Source organism: Streptomyces sp. NPDC031265 (assembly GCF_055570295.1).
On record NZ_JBVIHM010000004.1, the window covers coordinates 374,015 to 393,547 of the forward strand.

A 19,533-nucleotide genomic window follows, 5' to 3' on the forward strand; every position below is an offset into this window, starting at 1 on the left:
CCGTGGAAAGGGGGGACTACCCTCCCGTTGGGGTGGGGGGGGGGGGGGGGGCGCCCCCCCCCCCCCCCCCCCCCCCCCCCCCACCCGGTGACTGCGCGCCTCGCGGCTGCGCCCTGCGGCTACTTCTTGCGGCGGCGGCCGCCCGTGGTCTTCTGGGCCTTGCGGCGCTCCGCGCGGGTCATGCCGTCCGCCTCGGAGCGGGCCGGCTCGTCGCCGTTGTCGAAGTCGCCCTCGACGACACCGCCCTCGCCGTCCACCGTCGGGGCGGAGAAGTGCAGCCGGTCCGGGCGCTGCGGGGCGTCCAGGCCCTTGGCCCGGATCTCCGGACGCGCCCCGGCGGGCTCCTTCTCCAGCGACGGCTTGTCCGAGGGCGCCGTGTCCTCGACCGGGACCTCCTCGACCTGCTGCTCGACCTGGACCTCCAGGTTGAACAGATAGCCGACGGACTCCTCCTTGATGCCGTCCATCATGGCGTTGAACATGTCGAAGCCCTCGCGCTGGTACTCGACCAGCGGGTCCTTCTGCGCCATGGCACGAAGGCCGATGCCCTCCTGGAGGTAGTCCATCTCGTAGAGGTGCTCGCGCCACTTGCGGTCGAGCACCGAGAGGACCACGCGCCGCTCCAGCTCACGCATGATCTCGGAGCCGAGCTGCTCCTCGCGCGCCGCGTACTGCTCGTGGATGTCGTCCTTGATGGACTCGGCGATGAACTCGGCGGTGATGCCCGCGCGGTCGCCCGCCGCCTCCTCCAGCTCCTCCACGGTGACCTTCACCGGGTAGAGCTGCTTGAAGGCGCCCCACAGCCGGTCCAGGTCCCACTCCTCGGCGAAGCCCTCGACGGTCTCCGCCTGGATGTAGGCGTCGATGGTGTCGTCCATGAAGTGCTGCACCTGCTCGTGCAGGTCCTCGCCCTCCAGGACGCGGCGGCGCTCGCCGTAGATGACCTCGCGCTGGCGGTTGAGCACCTCGTCGTACTTCAGGACGTTCTTACGCGTCTCGAAGTTCTGCTGCTCGACCTGCGACTGGGCCGACGCGATCGCGCGCGTCACCATCTTGTTCTCGATCGGCACGTCGTCCGGCACGTTCGCCATCGACATGACGCGCTCGACCATCTGGGCCTTGAAAAGGCGCATCAGGTCGTCACCGAGCGACAGGTAGAAGCGGGACTCGCCCGGGTCGCCCTGACGGCCGGAGCGGCCGCGCAGCTGGTTGTCGATCCGGCGCGACTCGTGCCGCTCGGTACCGAGCACGTAGAGCCCGCCCAGCTCCTTGACCTCGTCGTGCTCGGCCTTGACGGCCCGCTCGGCCTTCTCCAGCGCGGCGGGCAGGGCCGCGGCCCACTCCTCGATGTGCTCCTCGGGGTCGAGGCCGCGCTGGCGCAGCTCCGCCTCGGCGAGGTCGTCCGGGTTGCCGCCGAGCTTGATGTCGGTACCACGGCCGGCCATGTTGGTGGCGACGGTGACGGCGCCCTTGCGGCCGGCCTGGGCGATGATCGGCGCCTCGCGCTCGTGCTGCTTGGCGTTGAGCACCTCGTGCGGGACACCGCGCTTGGCGAGCTGCTGCGAGAGGTACTCGGACTTCTCGACCGAGGTGGTGCCGACCAGGATCGGCTGGCCCTTCTCGTGCTTGTCGGCGATGTCGTCGACGACCGCCTCGAACTTCGCGACCTCGGTGCGGTAGATCAGGTCGGACTGGTCCTTGCGGACCATCGGGCGGTTGGTCGGGATCGGGACGACACCGAGCTTGTAGATCTGGTGGAACTCGGCGGCCTCGGTCATCGCCGTACCGGTCATGCCGGAGAGACCGGGCTCTTCCTTGCCCTCCTGGTCATGACGCTTGTAGAGGCGGAAGAAGTTCTGCAGGGTGATCGTGGCGAGGGTCTGGTTCTCGTCCTTGATGTCCACCCCTTCCTTCGCCTCGATCGCCTGGTGCATGCCCTCGTTGTAGCGGCGGCCGGCGAGGATACGGCCGGTGTGCTCGTCGACGATCATGACTTCGCCGTCCATGACGACGTAGTCCTTGTCCTTCTTGAACAGTTCCTTCGCCTTGATGGCGTTGTTCAAGTAGCCGACGAGCGGGGTGTTGACCGACTCGTAGAGGTTGTCGATGCCCAGCCAGTCCTCGACCTTGGCGACGCCGGGCTCGTGGATGGCGACCGTGCGCTTCTTCTCGTCGACCTCGTAGTCGCCGGTCTCCTCGATGCCCTTGAGCGGGTTGCCCGCCTCACCCTTGGTGAGGCGCGTGACCAGCTTGGCGAAGTCGCCGTACCACTTGGTGGCCTGGTCGGCCGGGCCGGAGATGATCAGCGGCGTACGCGCCTCGTCGACCAGGATGGAGTCGACCTCGTCGACGATCGCGAAGTTGTGGCCGCGCTGGACGAGCTCCTCCTGGGACCACGCCATGTTGTCGCGCAGGTAGTCGAAGCCGAACTCGTTGTTCGTGCCGTACGTGATGTCACAGGCGTACATCGCGCGGCGCTCGGCGGGCGACATGTTGGCCAGGATGCAGCCGACCTCAAGGCCGAGGAAGCGGTGCACGCGGCCCATCATCTCGGAGTCGCGCTCGGCCAGGTAGTCGTTGACCGTGATCAGGTGCACGCCCTTGCCGGAGAGCGCGTTGAGGTACGCCGGGAGCGTACCGACGAGGGTCTTGCCCTCACCGGTCTTCATCTCGGCGACATAGCCGAGGTGCAGCGCGGCGCCGCCCATCATCTGGACGTCGTAGTGGCGCTGTCCGAGGACGCGCTTGGCAGCCTCGCGGACGGTGGCGAAGGCTTCGGGGAGCAGGTCGTCCAGGCTCTCGCCGTTCGCGTAACGCTCCTTGTACTCGTCGGTGAGGGCACGGAGCTCGGCGTCGGAGAGGTTCACGAAGTCCTCTTCGATGGAGTTGACCTGGTCCGCGATGCGGTGCAGCTTGCGCAGGATCTTGCCTTCGCCTGCACGCATGAGCTTTGAAAGGACGGACACGGGGGTTGGTCTCCTTGCCGGTCGGGCCTGGCGCGGTCGAGTACGGTTGACTACTTCTGGGCAACGGCCATCGTATGCGAGGACCCGCCCACGCCGGGAGGTCTGCCATGACGACAACGGACAGGTCGCCCGGAAGGTGCCGGGAAACACGAAAAGCCCTGGCGTGCGATCCGGCCCCGCGCGGAGAATCGGCCGATGGACCCAGTCATCCTCAGCACCGAGCGCCTGCTGCTGCGCCCCGTCGGCCCGCAGGACGCGGACGGCACGTACGCGGCCTGTCAGGACCCCGACATCCAGCGCTGGACCACCGTCCCCTCGCCGTACCTGCGCGAGCACGCCGAGGCCTTCACCGGCACCTTCGCGCCCAACGGCTGGCGGGACGACTCCGAATTCGCGTTCGCGGTACGTCTCAGGGATACCTCCGGGACGGGTGAGGCCGCCGGGACCGGTGTGGCTGAGGGGGCGGCGTCGGAAGGCGCACTGGTGGCGATGGTCGGCGTCATGCGGCGCGGCGAGAACGTCGCCGAGCTGGGGTTCTGGGCGGCCAAGGAACACCGGGGCCGCGGCTATATGACCGAAGCGGCGGTGGCGGCGGCCCGCTGGGCCTTCGAGTCGGCGGGCGTCGAGCGCCTGGAGTGGCGGGCGGAGGTCGGCAACGCGGCCTCGCGCGCGGTGGCCGAGAAGGCGGGCTTCACCATGGAGGGCACCCTGCGCGCGGCCCTCGTCCACGGCGGCACCCGCCGCGACAGCTGGGTGGGCGGGCTCCTCCCCAGCGACCTGGGTCTGCCCACCACGCGCGCGTACTTGCCGTCCCGGGGGTGAGGCGGGCGCGGCCGGGTCCCGGCCCGGGACGCTCCGCGGTGGATTGTCAGTGCCGCCGTCTATCGTGCGGAACATGACCAGCCTGCCGCGTCCCGCCGTCCAACTCACCGCCGACGAGGCCCGTCGCATCGCCCTGCGCGCCCAGGGCTTCATGGGCGCCCCCGACCGCAGGGGCGGGGTGCGGGGCGTGCTGCGCCACCTGGGCGCGGTCCAGCTCGACACGATCTCGGTCCTCGCCCGGTCACACGAGCTGATTCCGTACGCACGCCTGGGCGCGGTGGGCCGCAAGGCGGTGGACGGGGCGTACTGGACGGACGGCCACGCCTTCGAGTACTGGTCGCACGCCGCCTGCATCCTCCCCGTGGAGGAGTGGCCGCACTTCGCCTTCCGCCGGCGCTCCTACCGCTCCCGCCCGCACTGGCACCACGACCTGCCCGACGGGGCGTACGAGCAGGTGATCAAGCAGCTGCGGGCCGAAGGCCCGCTGACCGCGACGGACTTGGGCGGCGCCAAGAACAAGGGCGAGTGGTGGGACTGGTCGGAGTCCAAGGTCGCCGTCGAACGTGCCCTGATGTACGGCGAGGTGGTGTGCACCGAACGACGCGGCTGGAAGCGGGTGTACGACCTGGCCGAGCGCGCCATCCCGGACGCCTTCCTCCACGACGAGCTGGACGACACCGAGTGCCTGCGCCGCCTCGTCGCGCTGGCGGGCCGCTCTCTCGGCGTCGGCACGCGCGCGGACATCGCGGACTACCACCGTCTGAAAGGCGAGCAGGTGGACGCGGTGATCGCCGACTCCGGCCTGGTGCCCGTCACCGTCCAGGGCTGGGACAAGGCCGCCTGGGCAGACCCTGAGGCGCTGGCCACCGAGCCGCGCGGGCGCCACCGCACGACACTCCTGTCGCCCTTCGACTCGCTCATCTGGGACCGCGCGCGCACCGAGCGGATCTTCGGCTTCAGCCACCGTCTGGAGGCCTACACGCCCAAGCCGAAGCGGGTGTACGGATACTTCGCGATGCCCCTGCTGGCGGGCGGCAGGCTGCTCGGCCGCGCCGACCCCGCCCGCGAGGGCCGCACGCTGGTGGCCAAGCAGGTCTCCCTGGACACACCGAAGGCCATAGCCCCGATGGCCCAGGCCCTGCTGGAGGCGGCGCGGTGGGTGGGCTGCGACGCCGTACGGATCGAGCGCGCCGACACCCCGGGGATCGCCCGGGAGCTGACGGCGGCGATCGCGGCGGCCTGAGCCGAGCCCGGGCCAAGGCGGCGCCGCGCGGCGGATCGGGGCCAGGCCGCGCCGGGCAGGCCCTAGCGGATCTCCAGGATCTTCTCGCGCATCGCGTAGACCACCGCCTCCATCCTGGAGTGCAACTGCAGTTTCTCCAGGATGTTGCGGACGTGGTTCTTCACGGTGTTCTCGGAGATGAACAACTCCTTGGCGATGTCGCGGTTGTTCATCCCCGTGGCGACGAGCTTGAGCACTTCCAGCTCACGGTCGGTGAGCCTCGGCGCGGGCACCAACCGGCGCTCGTCGGTGCGCTGGATCATCGACTTGAACTCGGTGAGCAGCTTCGACGCCATCGACGGGCTGATCTGGGACTGGCCGTCCGCCACCGCCCGGATCGCGGTCGCCACCTCGTCGGTGGAGATCTCCTTGAGGAGGTAGCCCGTCGCACCCGCCTTGATCGCGTCGTAGAGGTCGGCCTCCTCGTCGCTGATCGTCAGCATGATGATCTTCGCGCTGGGGGCCACCTCCTTGATGGAGGTGCAGGCCTCGATCCCGCCGCGCCTCGGCATCCGTACATCCATCAGCACGATGTCGGGAAGCAGGTCCGCCGCCTTGTCCACGGCCTCCGCCCCGTCGCCCGCCTCGCCGACGACCTGGATGTCCTCCTCCGCGGCCAGCACGATCTCCAGGCCTCGGCGGAACAGCGCGTGGTCGTCGACGACCAGGACCCGGATCGGCTCCTTGCGCGATCCGGCCGCTTCCATGCCGGCGGGAGCCCCGTCAGAACCGTCCGGGGCCGACCCGCCGTGCACCGGCCCGAAGCTGTCTGCCATCGTTCCTCCCCCTGAAGGCCATGGCCCGAGTTGGTGTTGCTGCACCAACCGCGCTCCACGAAGGAGCGGTTGGCGTGCGACGCCATGATTTCATGCCCGGCCGCCAGAGCGGTGGTCCAGCAGTCGCCACAATGGTGCCCCTGGGGGCGCACAAGCGCTCCAGGGGCACCACCGCACTCTGGTACGGCGCGCCGCACGGATCCGTTCAGCGCGCCGCCGACCTGGTCATCCGCCGAGCGCTCCGCCGGCGCCGCCCGCGTCCTCACCGGCGAGCGGGTCCGATTCCAGATGAATCACGCCGTAGTCGTAGGCGTGCCGCCGGTAGACGACACTGGGCTGCTTCGTCTCGGAGTCGACGAAGAGGTAGAAGTCGTGCCCGACCAGCTCCATCTCGTAGAGCGCCTGGTCGAGCGTCATCGGGGCGGCGACATGGGTCTTCTCGCGGACCACGAGCGGGCCTTCGCCCTGGACTTCGACCGATCCCATCCGGGTGATGGGGACGCCCTCCTCCGTCGTACGGTTCACGAGCTCCCCGCTTCCGTTCAACTCGGCGGCGTCCGGCACCACGACGGCCACTTCGGCAGCCGACAGCCGACCGTTGCCCCTGCGGGTGTAGCGCTTGTCGTGCTGCTTGCGCAGCCGCGCCTCCAGCTTGCTGTGGGCCAGGTCGAGGGCTGCGTACGGGTCGCCTGCCGCCGCCTCCGCCCGGATCACCGGGCCACGCGAGTGCAGTGTGATCTCCACTCGGTCGGAACGGTCGGCCTGCCGCGGGTTGTGTTCCTTGGACACCTCGACGTCGAGGCTGATTACCTTGCCGTCGAGCTTCTGGATCTTCTCCAGCTTCAGCTTCTCGGCCACGTGCTTGCGGAACCGCTCGGGTACCTCGGTCTTGCGGCCCTTGACGACGATGTCCACGCAGAACTCCGTTCCCGGATCACTCCGCCTTCACTGCGGAGCATCTCCCTCTTGCACCAGACTCCGGTGACCACCGGAGTCTCGGACTGGGCGACTTTCACCTCCTCCTCCCCCGTGGGGAAGATCGTCACCCCACCGACTTCAGGGTCGGGGAAATACCCAGAAGGCCGTGCGTTCAGTGAGGCTCAGCTCTCGCCATTCCTCACAACCGAACATAGCTCGCTCGGACGGGTGTCGGCACCCGCTACCCGCACGTACCTCCGTTCAGGTGTTTCCTCCCTCTCACTACCTGCAACGATGCAAGTTCCCTGTCAGTTCCGGTTTATTCGAAGGATGCCGGAGTGGACGCGACGACCGCGGCCGCCGCCGTTCGTCGTGCGAATCCCGGAAGTGTGTGCGCCGGGGCATCGCCGACCGCCCCGGTCGCCGTCCTGGCGGCGCCCGCGACGGCCCGGGCCGCCTCCACCAGTGAGGCTCCCGTGGTCATCAGGTCGTCCACCAGGACCACCCGGCCGCCCTCCAGCAGCCTGTCACCGCCCGCCGGCACCTCCAGCGCCCCGCTCAGATTCGCCAGCCGCTGCCGGGCGCTCAGCCCCGACTGGTCCGCCACCGCACGCCGCTGGCGCAGCACCGCCGCCACGCGCGCGTCCGTACCCGTACGCCGCAACTCCCCGGCCGCCGCCAGGGCGATCCGGCGCGCCGGATCATGCCCGCGCGCCCGCACCGCCCGCCGCGCCGACGGCACCGGCACGAGCAGCAGCGGCCCGTCCCGGGGCGCTCCGGCGGCCGCGCGCACCGCGCCCGCGAGGGCCTGCCCGAGAACTCCGGCCAGCCCCAGGGCACCCCGTTCCTTGTGCGCGAGCAGCACCGCCCGTACGGCGTCTTCGTACAGGGCCGCCGCGTACACCACCGGCAGCCCTGCGGGCTCGGGGGCAGGCCGGACCCGCCGTGCCGGCACACCGAGCAGCGCCGCCGCGCACCGCTCGCACAGCGCGGTACGGGGACTGCCGCAGCCGCCACAGGCAACCGGCAGCACCAGCCCGGAGATCTCCCGCCACCATCCCCGCATGGCATCCACTCTGCCAACAGAGAGGCCACCCGGCCACCCCTGTGGAAAACCCACCGGGGCGGCGGAGCCACCGCTGCCGGGACGACCGAGCATCCACCGCCGGGGCGGCGGAGCCGTCAGCCCGGGTAGACCGGCGAGGAGCCCGTCTTGACCGCCGTCTTCCAGTTGGCGCCCGGCGGCAGCCGTACGATGCCGTCCTCCTTCGAGTGCGCCACCAGCGGCAGCCGCTCGTCGTCCGCGGCGGCGATCTCGGTCACCCGGTTGGCGCCGGGCAGATTGCCCGCGGCCGACAGCGAGCCGTCCGTCTGCATGTAGCGCAGCTGCTGCTGGAGGCCGCCTGACTCCTTGCCGACCACGACGAGGCGGCTGCGACCGGCCCAGGAAACGGCCGTCACATCCTCCATCTGAGGCGCTCCGGGACGCAGCTCCACCACGGAGACCTGCGGGTGCTCCGGATCGCCGATCCGCTCCACGCGGCCGATCCGCAGCGTCGTGTGGCCGCCCTCGTTCACCAGGAGCGCGATCCGCACCCCGTCCGCCGACATCCGCACCTGCTCGATGCGCGCCCCGTTCAGACCGGCGACATCGACCTCCTGCGGCTGGCCCTCGCCATGGTCGAGGCGGAGCAGCCGGAGGTGGCCCGGGTCCCGGTCGGCCACCCACAGGTCGTTGCGCCCGTCCCAACTCGGCGCCGAAAGACCGTCCTTCGGATCCTTGCTCTGGCTGGTCACGAGTGTCTTCACCAGCTCGCCGTCGTACACGATCGGCGCCACGTACATCGAGCGGCCGTCGGCCGTCACCCCGGCCGCGCGCCTCTCGTCCCGCTCCACCGCGACCGTACGCAGCCGCTGCTCGGCCCGGCCGAACGGCCCGGGCACCAGCTCGGTGACCACGTCCCCGTCCGTGCTGTCGACGCCGTCGGTGCTGTCCGCGCTGTCGCGCGTACCGGCGCGCATCCGCGCGAGCCGCCCCTGCGCGTCCACGAAGTACTGGCCGGGCTTGGGCGAGATGCGGTCCGGGGCGTACCCCTCGGCCTGGTCGCCGCCGAGCACGCACAGCTGCGAGCCGTTCGCCCGGTCCAGCTCCACCTGGCCGACCCGGGTCGCCGTCAGATCCCGCAGGGTGAACAGCAGTTGGGCCGCCATCTTGCGGCACTGGCTCCCGCCGACGTTGGACGCCCGCTCGTTGAGCGGCACCTTCAGCGCGTTGCGGTCGTCGAACGAGAGCGACTTGGTGCCCTCCTTCAGCGCCGTACCGCTCGGGAAGCGCGAACCCACCACCGGCCGCAGCCAGTTGGTCGGCCCCTCCAGGACGGCCATCACCGTCTGGGTGACCAGGTTCATCTGCGTCTCGGGGTCGTTGCGCTGGCGCACGTACACCGGATCGGCGACCAGCCGGTCCTGCCCCGACGCAAAGTAGTACTTGTTGACGGAACGGTAGATGCGCTGGAAGTCCGACTGGCCCAGCAGCAGCCCCTCGGGCAGCGCGTCGATGCGCCACTCCTTGCCGTTGGGCGTGTTCTGCCGTACGAGATGGATCGTCTCGTTGTACGCCGACTTCGGCCCGGCCGGCTGGAAGGCGTGCTGCTTGTCCACCACCGCGACCGGCTTGCCGGTCACCGTGAACGTGAAGCTCGAACTGTCGCCCTTGTCGTTGGTCCGGTTCGGCTGCGGGTTCGGCCCGTCGGCCAGCACCGTGGTCGCCAGATCCGGCTTCCAGGTCCCCGCGGCCTGCGGCGTCAGATATTTGCGGGCCGTCGCGAACTGCGGGTCGTCACTGGTCATCGCCTCCAGGAACCCGTCGACTATCTCGTCGGCGGCCGCCCCCTCGCGCGGCGGCACCGCGTACACCTGCACCTGCGAGTCGGCGCGCTGCGAGGCCTGCACCGCGTGCACGTCACCGCTGTCGGGCATCGACGCGCACCCCGCCACCAGCACACCGCCGCAGCCCAGCAGCGCGGCCGACCGCAGCCGACGGCCGCGGCCCCTCCCCCGATCAGCGCCCACGAGCCGATTCCTCCTGGTCGGCGGCTGCCGGGGCAGTCGCTCTGTCAGCAGCCTGCGATGGTACGGATTCGCCCTCCACGCGCGCGTCACTGACCCGGGGCACCACTCTGGCCCCGCCGCCACCGGGCAGCGCGGTCGGATCGGCGGCCGGGCCGGACGTCCTCGGCGGGACCGGGGGCCGGGGCGGCACGGGCAGCGAGGAGTGGGTGGCGGCGGGCTGGACGGGCACGCTCGCCAGCCGCAGCCCGTTGCCCTGCTCGGCGGTCGCGCCCTGGCGGGCACGCTCGCGCGCGGCCCGCGAGTCCTCCGGTTCCAGCGGTATCGGCGATCCGCGCAGCGGCTCGTCGGCCGTACGCGGCAGCGTCAGCCGGAACTGGGAGCCGCCACCGGGCTCGCCCCAGGCCTGCAGCCAGCCGCCGTGCAGCCGCGCGTCCTCGACCGCGATCGACAGTCCCAGACCGGTGCCTCCGGTCGTCCTGGCCCGGGCCGGGTCGGCCCGCCAGAAGCGGTTGAACACCCGGGTCGCCTCGCCCGGCTTCAGGCCCACGCCGTAGTCGCGCACCGCGACCGCGACGGCGCCGCCGGCCGTGCCCATACGCACCACCACGTCCCGGCCCTCGCCGTGCTCGACGGCGTTGACCACGAGGTTGCGCAGCACCCGTTCGACCCTTCGGGCGTCGGCCTCCGCGACCACCGGCTGGTCGTCCCCGACCACCCGTATCCGGGTGCCCTTGCGCTCGGCGAGCGGCTCGGCACCCTCGATCACCCGTCGTACGACGTTCCGCAGGTCTATCGGCTCGGCCTCCAGGGCCGCCGCGCCCGCGTCGAACCGGCTGATCTCCAGCAGGTCGGCGAGCAGCGACTCGAACCGGTCGAGCTGCCCGGCCAGCAGCTCCGCCGACCGCGCCGTCACCGGATCGAAGTCGACGCGCGCGTCGTGGATGACGTCCGCAGCCATCCGTACGGTCGTCAGCGGCGTACGCAGCTCGTGCGAGACATCCGAGACGAACCGCCGCTGCATCCGCGACAGCTCCTCCAGCTGCTGGATCTTGATCTGGAGGTTCTGCGCCATCTTGTTGAAGGCCTCGCCAAGCCGAGCGATGTCGTCCTCGCCGGTGACCTTCATCCGCTCCTGGAGCTTGGCCGCGGAGAGCCGCTCCGCGATCTGCGCGGCCATCCGCACCGGGGTGACGACCTGCCGCACCACCAGCCAGGCGATCGCCCCCAGGAGCACCACCAGGAACAGCCCGGCGGTCGCAAGGGTGCCCTTGACCAGACTCAGCGTCTTCTCCTCCTGCGCCAGCGGGAAGAGGTAGTACAGCTGGTAGGCCTGGCCGTCGACGTCCTTCAGCTTGGTCCCGATGACCAGCCCCGGCTTGGACTCCTGCCCGTCGAGGTACTTGATCGAGGCGTACGTCTTGTACGCGCCCGTGCCCTGGTCGACGTTTTCCCGCAGGCTCTGCGGGACGCTGGAGACCGGGTCCACGCCGCCCGAGGCGCGCGGGCCCCGGTTGCTGGAGGGCGAGTCCTCGGAGTCGGCGCTCAGCGCGACCACGTAGAACGCGCCCTGCCCGCCGCTGGCGAGCTGGGTCACCAGCTCGCTGCGCCAGGTCACCGAGCTTCCGCCCCGCCCGTCCGAGCCGGCGTCGTCCTGTCCGCCCGGCGCCGCCGGGGCGCTGGCCTTGTCCTTGGCCACGGCGAAGCCGCCCGCGGACTGGCTCTCGGACGCCTTCTCCTTGGTGACGAGGAGCCCGTTGCGCACCTGACCGATGACAACGAACCCGAGCAGCAGCACCACACCCAGCGACATCAGCAGGGTGGAGGCGACCACCCGCAGCTGGATGTTGCGCCGCCACAGCCGCACCGCGGGCAGCAGTGGACGCCGCACCCAGCGCACGAACAGCCTCAGCACGGGGCTGCCGGGCGTGCCCTCCTGGAGGATCCGCCCGCCCCATGACGTCTTACGTCCCTCACCAGCAGCCCGCCCCCCACGGACCCCGGGCTTCCCGGGCTTCGGAGCAGCACCGCCGCGGGACATGTCAGCTCGGTCCGGCCTTGTAACCGACACCACGGACGGTCACCACGATCTCCGGACGCTCGGGGTCCTTCTCGACCTTCGAGCGCAGCCGCTGGACGTGCACGTTGACCAGCCGCGTGTCCGCCGCGTGCCGGTACCCCCACACCTGCTCCAGGAGCACCTCGCGGGTGAACACCTGCCACGGCTTACGGGCCAGCGCGACCAGCAGGTCGAACTCCAGCGGGGTCAGGGCGATGGACTGCCCTTCCCGCTTCACGGAGTGACCCGCCACGTCGATCACCAGATCGCCGATCGCCAGCTGCTCCGGCGCCGGCTCCTCCGACCTCCTCAGGCGCGCCCGGATACGGGCGACCAGTTCCTTCGGCTTGAACGGCTTCACGATGTAGTCGTCCGCCCCGGATTCCAGGCCGACCACCACATCCACGGTGTCGCTCTTGGCGGTGAGCATCACGATCGGCACACCTGACTCGGCCCTGATCAGCCTGCAGACCTCGATGCCGTCCCGTCCGGGCAGCATGAGGTCCAGCAGTACCAGGTCCGGCTTGGCCTCACGGAATGCCGCCAGTGCCTTGTCGCCGTCCGCTACGAACGACGGCTCAAAACCTTCTCCACGCAGCACAATGCCGAGCATCTCGGCCAGCGCGGTGTCGTCGTCGACGACAAGGACGCGTCCCTTCATAAACGTCATCATCCCATTAGCTAATCGTTACCTGGCGTGACCTGGCACACAGCTCTCTCAGCCCGCCCCCCGTCACGGGGGAGAGCACACCTTCTTCGGTGACAATCGCGGTCACCAGCTCGGGGGGCGTCACATCGAAGGCAGGGTTGTACGCCTGCGTCCCCAGCGGCGCCACGGGCAGTCCGCCGCTGGCCCCCCACCCGGCCGCAGAGATCTGCGGTCCGGTGAGCTCCGTCACCTCCTGCCCGGGTCGCTGCTCGACCTCGATCGCCGCCCCGTCGGGGGTTTCCAGGTCCACCGTCGTGACCGGCGCCACCACGATGAACGGCACGTGGTGGTACTTGGCGAGCACCGCGAGCGGATAGCTTCCCACCTTGTTCGCCACCGATCCGTCCGCGGCGATCCGGTCGGCCCCGATCAGCACAGCGTCCACCTCCCCCGCCGCGAACAGCGAACCCGCAGCATTGTCGGTCAGCAAGCTGTGCGCCATCCCACTGCGCGCCGCCTCGTACGCGGTCAGTCTGGCTCCTTGCAGCAGTGGCCGCGTCTCGTCCACCCACAGCCGCCGCAGCCGGCCCGCCCGATGCGCGGCCAGCGCCACCGCGAACGCGGTGCCCTCGCCGCCGGAGACCAGCCGTCCGGTGTTGCAGTGCGTGAGCAGCCGTTGGCTGCCGCCGGGCAGCAGCTCGTCGAGCAGTGCCAGGCCGTGCGCCGCCATCTTGGCACTCGCCACCGCGTCCGCCCGGTGCAGGGCCTTCGCGGCCGCCAACGCCGCCGCCCCGGCCGCTTGAGAACCCGCGCCCTTGCCGACCGCCGCCTGATACGCGTCCAGGGCCAGCCGCACCCCGTACCCGAGGTTCACCGCGGTGGGCCGCGCCGCCGCCAGCAGAGCCGCGGCCTCCTGCACGTCGTAGCCGCGCACCCCGGCCAGCGCCACCCCGTACGCCCCGGCGATCCCCAGCAGCGGCGCCCCGCGGACCGCCAGCGTCTGGATGGCGCGCACCAGCGCCGGCACATCCGTACAGACCAGCTCGACCTCCTCGGCCGGCAGCCGGGTCTGGTCGAGGAGCACCAGCACCGGCCCCTCCGGCGGCTCGTCCCAGCGCAGCTGTGCCAGTCGCGGCGGCTCGGAGCCCACGGTGGATCGCACCTCGTGATCAGCCATCCGCCCAGTCTGCCCGGTGAGCCGCCGACAATTGAAGGTGCTAACGAGATACGGGGGCCCGTCCGCGGCCCGGAACCGCATGGCACGATGGCTGCCAACCGCAACGAGCCGGCTCGCCGAGCTGGTCCCACGACCAATCCACGAGGTGGACGACCGTGAACGACTCTCCGGGCTGGGCTTCGCCCGGATCGGCCCCCTCCGACGGCGAGGACTCCGGCACTGCCGGGCAGCCCGAGCCTTCCGACCGGGCCCGCGCGTCCTCCCAGTGGTCCCGGAACCAGCCTCCTGCGGGCCAGTGGTCGCCTCCCGCCGCCACCCCGGGCCAGGGCACGCCCCCGCCCCCTCCGGGCCCTCCTGGGGCCCAGCAGGGCGGCTGGGGCCGGCCCCCCGCCCCCAGCGGCAACTGGAACTCCGGGTGGGGCCCCGCACCCGCCGCCAAGCCCGGCGTCATCCCGCTCCGCCCGCTCGGGGTCGGCGAGATCCTCGACGGCGCGGTGTCGACGATGCGCGCCCACTGGCGCACGGTCCTCGGCCTCACCCTCACGGTCGCCGTGATCACTCAGATCGCGGACATCCTCGTCCAGCGCTACCTCCTGCCGGACCCTCCGGAGATCGACCCGAACGCCACCGGCAGCGAGGCCATCGACCAGGCCTTCGACTCGCTGCGCTCCAGCATGCTCAGCCTGCTGCCCATCGGCGTCCTCGCACTGATCGGCACGCTCTTCGTCACAGCGGTCCTCACTGTCGTCATCAGCCGCTCCGTCCTGGGGCGCCCGGTGACGCTGCGGGAGGCCTGGGCGGAGGCCCGGCCGAGGCTGCTGCCCCTGCTCGGCCTCCTTGTGCTGCTGCCTTTGATGGCGGGCGCGGTCGTCGGCGTCGGCATCCTTCCGGGGGCGCTCATCGGATCCGACGCGGGTGCGGCCCTGGCCGGGCTCGGCGGGCTGGCCGCCGTCGTGGTCGTCATCTGGCTGCTGGTCCAGTTCAGCCTCGCCGCCCCCGCGCTGATGCTGGAGCGTCAGGGCCTCGTCAAGTCGCTGCGCCGGTCCGCCAAGCTGGTCCGCGGCGCCTGGTGGCGCATTTTCGGCATCACGCTGCTGACACTGCTCCTCACGTTCATCGTCTCGATGATCATCGCGATCCCGTTCACCGTCATCGGAACGCTCGTGGACGACGGCGGCGCCAGCAGCCTCTTCTCCGGGGCCAGTTCCGACTTCGGCTGGCCGTTCCTGATCATCACCGGGATCGGCGCCGTGATCGGCTCGGCGATCACCTACCCGATCTCCGCCGGTGTGGCCGCGCTGCTCTACATCGACCAGCGCATCCGCCGCGAGGCCCTCGACCTCGATCTCGCCCGCGCCGCGAACCTGCCGGGCCACGAGACTCCCGGGAGCTGATGCGGTGTCCGCAACGGGGGGCACAACCATGGTGCGGCTGCTGGTCCGAGCGGCGGGTGAACCACCGGTGGTTACTCCGCGCGTGCCCGCCCGCGAGGCGGCACGGCGCGAACTGTCGAACCCGATGTACCACGAGGACGACCCGAACCTCCTGGAGCGCGCCCTCAACCGGTTCTGGGACTGGGTCGGCGGCCTGTTCGACGCCGCCTCGGGCGCGGCCCCGGGCGGCGCACTCGGACTGGCCGCCATCGCCGTGTTCGTCCTGGCCCTGATCGCCGCCCTGTGGTGGCGGCTGGGCACCCCGAAACGCGTTGCCTCCACGGTCGGCACGGTCTTCGACGACCGCCCACGCAGCGCCCAAGAGCACCGCGCCGCCGCCGAGACCCACGCCGCGGCCGGCCGCTGGACCCAGGCCGTCCAGGAACGGATGCGCGCGGTCGTCCGCTCCCTGGAGGAACGCGCCCTCCTCGACCCGCGCCCCGGCCGCACCGCCGACGAGGCCGCTGCCGAGGCAGGGCGTCCGCTGCCCGGCCACGCCGACCGACTCCGCGCCGCCGCCCGCGAGTTCGACGACGTCACATACGGGGGCCGTACGGCGAACGAGGCCGCGTACCGCCGCCTGCATGACCTCGACACCGACCTGGAACGTACGAAGCCGGATCTCAGCGCTCTTGCCCAGCGCCCCACCGCGGAAGCGGCTGCCCGGGGAGCCGCCGAATGACCGGCACCCAGGCCCCCGCCAGCGCCGCTTCCCTCGCTTCCACGTCCACCGACGCGACGCCCCGTCAGATCTGGACACGCACCCGCGGGCTGCTGCTCGCCGCCGTGATCCTCCTGGCCGCCGGGATCGCCCTCGCCGCCACCCGCTCCGGCGACCAGCACGGCCGACTCGACCCCCGGTCGGCCGACCGCTATGGCAGTCGCGCCGTCGCCGAACTCCTCAAGGACCAGGGCGTCTCCACGCGCGTGGCCACCACCCTCGACGAAGCCACCCACGCCACAGGTCCGGACACCACACTCCTGGTCACCGTCCCCGATCTGCTCACGGCATCCCAGCAGCACCGGCTCCACGCCGCCACCACCGACTCCGGCGGACGCACCGTGCTGGTCTCCCCGGGCGCGTCCTCCCTTCCTGTGCTCGCCCCTGGCATACGGGAAGAGGGCTCGTCCTCGGTCAGCAACCGCGAACCGAGCTGCTCCCTGCCGCTGGCCGTCCGCGCCGGAAGCGCCGATACCGGAGGCACCCGCTACACCGCCGACGGCCAGGCCGACGACGCCTGTTACCCCGCAGGCGGACTGCCCACCCTGCTCCGGATACAGGCTCCCGCCCACGGCGACACCGTCCTGCTCGGCGCCCCGGACATCCTCTACAACCACCGTCTCGACAAGCAGGGCAACGCCTCGCTCGCCCTCCAACTCCTCGGCTCCCGCCCCCATCTGGTCTGGTACCTCCCCTCGCTCGGTGATGTCTCGGCCACCGACGGCGGTGACCGCAGCTTCTTCGACCTCATCCCGTCCGGCTGGCTCTGGGCCACGCTCCAGCTCACCCTCGCGGCCGCCCTCGCCGCCATCTGGCGAGCCCGCCGCCTCGGCCCGCTGGTGACCGAGCAACTCCCGGTCGCCGTCCGCGCGTCCGAGACCACCGAGGGCCGGGCCCGCCTCTACCGCAAGGCCAACGCCCGCGACCGCGCGGCCGACGCCCTGCGCTCGGCCACCCGCACCCGTCTTGCTCCCCTCCTGGGCCTGCCCGCTGCCTCGGCACACGCGCCCGAACTCCTCGTCCCCGCCGTCTCCGCCCGGTTCCCGTCAGCCGAACGGGACCGTCATGTCCTGCTTTTCGGCCCGGCCCCGGCCGACAACGCCGCACTGGTCCGCCTCGCGGACGAACTCGACGCCCTCGAAAGAGAGGTACGCACCTCATGAGCGACCGAACCCCGGCGACCGCAGCGAACCCCGACAGCGCCCGGGCCTCTCTGGAGGCCCTGCGCGCCGAGATCGCCAAGGCCGTGGTCGGCCAGGACTCCGTCGTCACGGGCCTGGTCGTGGCACTGCTGTGCCGCGGCCATGTCCTCCTCGAAGGAGTCCCCGGCGTCGCCAAGACGCTCCTGGTGCGTGCGCTCGCCGCTTCGCTCGAACTCGACACCAAGCGCGTCCAGTTCACCCCCGATCTGATGCCCAGTGATGTCACGGGCTCGCTGATCTACGACGCCCGTACCGCCGAGTTCTCCTTCCAGGCCGGCCCGGTGTTCACCAATCTGCTGCTCGCGGACGAGATCAACCGCACTCCTCCGAAGACCCAGTCCTCCCTCCTCGAAGCCATGGAGGAGCGTCAGGTCACGGTCGACGGCACACCGCGCCCGCTCCCCGAGCCCTTCCTGGTCGCAGCTACGCAGAACCCCGTCGAGTACGAGGGCACCTATCCCCTGCCGGAAGCCCAGCTGGACCGCTTCCTGCTGAAGTTGACGGTGCCTCTGCCCTCGCGCGCGGACGAGATCAACGTCCTCGCCCGTCACGCCGAGGGCTTCGACCCTCGTGACCTCCAGGCAGCCGGAGTCCGGCCGGTCGCGGGAGCCGCCGACCTCGAAGCGGCCCGCGCCGCCGTCGCCAAGACCTCGGTCTCCGCAGAGATCACCGGCTATGTCGTCGATATCTGTCGTGCCACGCGTGAATCCCCCTCGCTCAGCCTCGGTGTCTCTCCCCGAGGCGCCACCGCCCTGCTCTCCACCGCTCGCGCCTGGGCCTGGCTCACGGGCCGGGACTACGTGATCCCCGACGACGTAAAGGCCTTGGCCCTCCCCACACTGCGCCATCGCATCCAGTTGCGTCCCGAGGCGGAGATGGAGGGCGTCACCGCCGACTCCGTCATCACCTCGGTCCTCGCCCACGTCCCCGTCCCCCGCTGAGGCGGCGACCGTGGCTCTCACTGGACGCACTGCTCTGCTCGCTGCCCTCGGCTCCGTCCCCGTCGGCGTATGGGCCCCGAGCTGGGCGGGAATGCTCGCGGTCAACGCCCCTCTCACTCTCGCAATGATGTGCGACTACGCCCTCGCCGCGCCAGTGCGAAAGCTTCAATTCACCCGAAACGGTGATACATCAGTTCGACTAGGTGACGCCGCTGAGGTCGTCCTCACCGTCACCAATCCCTCGGGACGCCCGTTGCGAGCCCAGCTCCGCGACGCCTGGCCACCCAGCAGTTGGGCCTCCAGCGCCGAACAGGGCGCCTCCCGGCACGCATTGACGGTTCCTGCCGGCGAACGCCGCCGCGTCACCACGGCCCTGCGCCCGACCCGGCGGGGCGACCGCCGCTCCCAGCAGATCACCGTCCGCTCATATGGACCGCTCGGCCTCGTCTCCCGGCAAGGCAGCCACCACGTCCCCTGGACCGTGCGCGTGCTGCCGCCGTTCACCAGCCGCAAACACCTGCCGTCCCGGCTGGCCCGGCTGCGCGAACTCGATGGCCGCACCAGCGTGTTGACCCGAGGGGAAGGCACCGAGTTCGACAGCCTGCGCCCCTACGTCCCGGGCGACGACACCCGCTCCATCGACTGGCGCGCCACTGCCCGGCAGAACGCCGTCGCCGTACGCACCTGGCGGCCCGAACGCGACCGTCACATCCTCGTCGTCCTCGATACGGGGCGTACCTCGGCGGGCCGCGTCGGAGACATCCCGCGCCTGGACGCCGCCATGGACGCCACTCTGCTTCTCGCCGCACTCGCCTCCCGCGCGGGCGACCGCGTCGACCTCCTCGCGTACGACCGTCGTGTACGGGCCCAGGTGCAAGGCCGCGCCGCTGGCGAACTCCTGCCCTCTCTGGTCAACTCACTCGCGCCACTCGAGCCCGAGTTGGTGGAAACGGATGCCCGAGGCTTGAGCGCCGCCGCCCTCGCCAACGCTCCTCGACGTTCCTTGATCGTGCTGCTGACCAGCCTGGACGCAGCCCCCGTGGAGGAAGGCCTGCTCCCCGTTCTCCCACAGCTCACGAAGCGCCACACAGTCCTGGTCGCGGCGATTGCCGACCCCCATATCAAGACGATGGCGGAGTCGCGTGGCACTGTGGACGCCGTTTACGAAGCTGCCGCTGCCAGCCGCACCCAGGAACAGCGCCGCCGCACGGCTGAACAACTGATGCGCCACGGCGTTACCGTCGTGGACGCCACCCCGGACGAACTTGCTCCGGCGCTGGCCGACGCGTACCTGGAGCTGAAGGCTGCAGGCCGACTCTGATGGGAGCGGGTTGGGCCGGGGGAAGGTCCGACCTGAAGGGGCCCTGAACGCAAAAATGCCTCAACCCCCGGCCCAAAAGGGCACGGGGGTTGAGGCTAAAGATTGTTCGGCGGTGTCCTACTCTCCCACAGGGTCCCCCCTGCAGTACCATCGGCGCTGAAAGGCTTAGCTTCCGGGTTCGGAATGTAACCGGGCGT

The 19,533-nt window shown here is 71.0% G+C and carries 15 protein-coding genes and 1 rRNA gene; 7 read left to right on the forward strand and 9 right to left on the reverse strand.

Translation table 11 applies throughout. The features are described from left to right. Positions 1-119: 119 nt before the first annotated feature. Entirely contained in the window at positions 120-2,966 is a 2,847-nt protein-coding gene (gene secA / locus ACZ499_RS10130; RefSeq protein WP_468673556.1) for a preprotein translocase subunit SecA, read from the reverse strand. A gap of 195 nt (positions 2,967-3,161) precedes the next feature. Here secA and ACZ499_RS10135 point away from each other — a divergent pair, with 195 nt between their 5' ends. Both ACZ499_RS10135 and ACZ499_RS10140 read left to right on the forward strand, forming a co-directional pair. Then, positions 3,162-3,788 (forward strand): GNAT family N-acetyltransferase, encoded by a 627-nt coding sequence (locus ACZ499_RS10135; protein WP_468673557.1) that lies wholly within the window; start codon positions 3,162-3,164, stop codon positions 3,786-3,788. Between the two features lie 73 nt (positions 3,789-3,861). Then, a complete protein-coding gene (locus ACZ499_RS10140) occupies positions 3,862-5,031 on the forward strand; it encodes a winged helix-turn-helix domain-containing protein (protein ID WP_468673558.1) in 1,170 nt (389 codons plus the stop codon). 62 nt (positions 5,032-5,093) lie between these two features. Here ACZ499_RS10140 and ACZ499_RS10145 read toward each other — a convergent pair whose 3' ends face one another. From ACZ499_RS10145 to mtnA, 7 genes are all read right to left on the reverse strand, one after another. After that, positions 5,094-5,846 (reverse strand): response regulator, encoded by a 753-nt coding sequence (locus ACZ499_RS10145; protein ID WP_385538819.1) that lies wholly within the window; start codon positions 5,844-5,846, stop codon positions 5,094-5,096. 225 nt (positions 5,847-6,071) lie between these two features. Continuing rightward, positions 6,072-6,761: a ribosome hibernation-promoting factor, HPF/YfiA family gene (gene hpf, locus ACZ499_RS10150; RefSeq protein ID WP_385538820.1), complete on the reverse strand. Its 690-nt coding sequence runs from the start codon at positions 6,759-6,761 to the stop codon at positions 6,072-6,074. 322 nt (positions 6,762-7,083) lie between these two features. Then, a complete protein-coding gene (locus ACZ499_RS10155) occupies positions 7,084-7,830 on the reverse strand; it encodes a ComF family protein (protein ID WP_468673559.1) in 747 nt (248 codons plus the stop codon). 116 nt (positions 7,831-7,946) lie between these two features. Beyond that, the gene (locus tag ACZ499_RS10160; protein WP_468673560.1) at positions 7,947-9,836 is read right to left on the reverse strand and encodes an LpqB family beta-propeller domain-containing protein; all 1,890 of its coding nucleotides are present in this window, start codon (positions 9,834-9,836) and stop codon (positions 7,947-7,949) included. Beyond that, positions 9,826-11,874, reverse strand: coding sequence for an MtrAB system histidine kinase MtrB (gene mtrB, locus ACZ499_RS10165; RefSeq protein ID WP_468673561.1), 2,049 nt, complete (start codon positions 11,872-11,874; stop codon positions 9,826-9,828). Before mtrB ends, ACZ499_RS10160 begins: the two co-directional genes overlap by 11 nt. Position 11,875: 1 nt before the next feature. Further along, the gene (gene mtrA, locus ACZ499_RS10170; RefSeq protein ID WP_468673562.1) at positions 11,876-12,565 is read right to left on the reverse strand and encodes a two-component system response regulator MtrA; all 690 of its coding nucleotides are present in this window, start codon (positions 12,563-12,565) and stop codon (positions 11,876-11,878) included. Between the two features lie 4 nt (positions 12,566-12,569). Then, complete coding sequence (mtnA, locus tag ACZ499_RS10175) at positions 12,570-13,718, reverse strand: S-methyl-5-thioribose-1-phosphate isomerase (protein WP_468673563.1); 1,149 nt, start codon at positions 13,716-13,718, stop codon at positions 12,570-12,572. Positions 13,719-13,873: 155 nt separating this feature from the next. On the opposite strand from mtnA, the gene ACZ499_RS10180 reads away from it, so the two are divergent. Genes ACZ499_RS10180 through ACZ499_RS10200 form a run of 5 tightly spaced genes read left to right on the forward strand, consistent with a single transcriptional unit; the run spans position 13,874 to position 19,336 of the window. After that, positions 13,874-15,112: a DUF7847 domain-containing protein gene (locus tag ACZ499_RS10180; RefSeq protein ID WP_468673564.1), complete on the forward strand. Its 1,239-nt coding sequence runs from the start codon at positions 13,874-13,876 to the stop codon at positions 15,110-15,112. Between the two features lie 4 nt (positions 15,113-15,116). Beyond that, on the forward strand, positions 15,117-15,833 hold the full coding sequence (locus ACZ499_RS10185) for a DUF4129 domain-containing protein (RefSeq protein ID WP_468673565.1): 717 nt from the start codon (positions 15,117-15,119) through the stop codon (positions 15,831-15,833). Continuing rightward, a complete protein-coding gene (locus ACZ499_RS10190; protein WP_468673566.1) occupies positions 15,830-17,035 on the forward strand; it encodes a DUF4350 domain-containing protein in 1,206 nt (401 codons plus the stop codon). Before ACZ499_RS10185 ends, ACZ499_RS10190 begins: the two co-directional genes overlap by 4 nt. Beyond that, positions 17,032-18,015: an AAA family ATPase gene (locus ACZ499_RS10195; RefSeq protein WP_468413385.1), complete on the forward strand. Its 984-nt coding sequence runs from the start codon at positions 17,032-17,034 to the stop codon at positions 18,013-18,015. Before ACZ499_RS10190 ends, ACZ499_RS10195 begins: the two co-directional genes overlap by 4 nt. Positions 18,016-18,025: 10 nt before the next feature. Beyond that, positions 18,026-19,336, forward strand: a complete 1,311-nt coding sequence (locus tag ACZ499_RS10200; protein ID WP_468673567.1) for a DUF58 domain-containing protein — start codon at positions 18,026-18,028, stop codon at positions 19,334-19,336. A gap of 104 nt (positions 19,337-19,440) precedes the next feature. Here the strand turns inward: ACZ499_RS10200 and rrf are convergent. After that, positions 19,441-19,533, reverse strand: a 5S ribosomal RNA gene (rrf, locus tag ACZ499_RS10205); the annotation flags it as partial.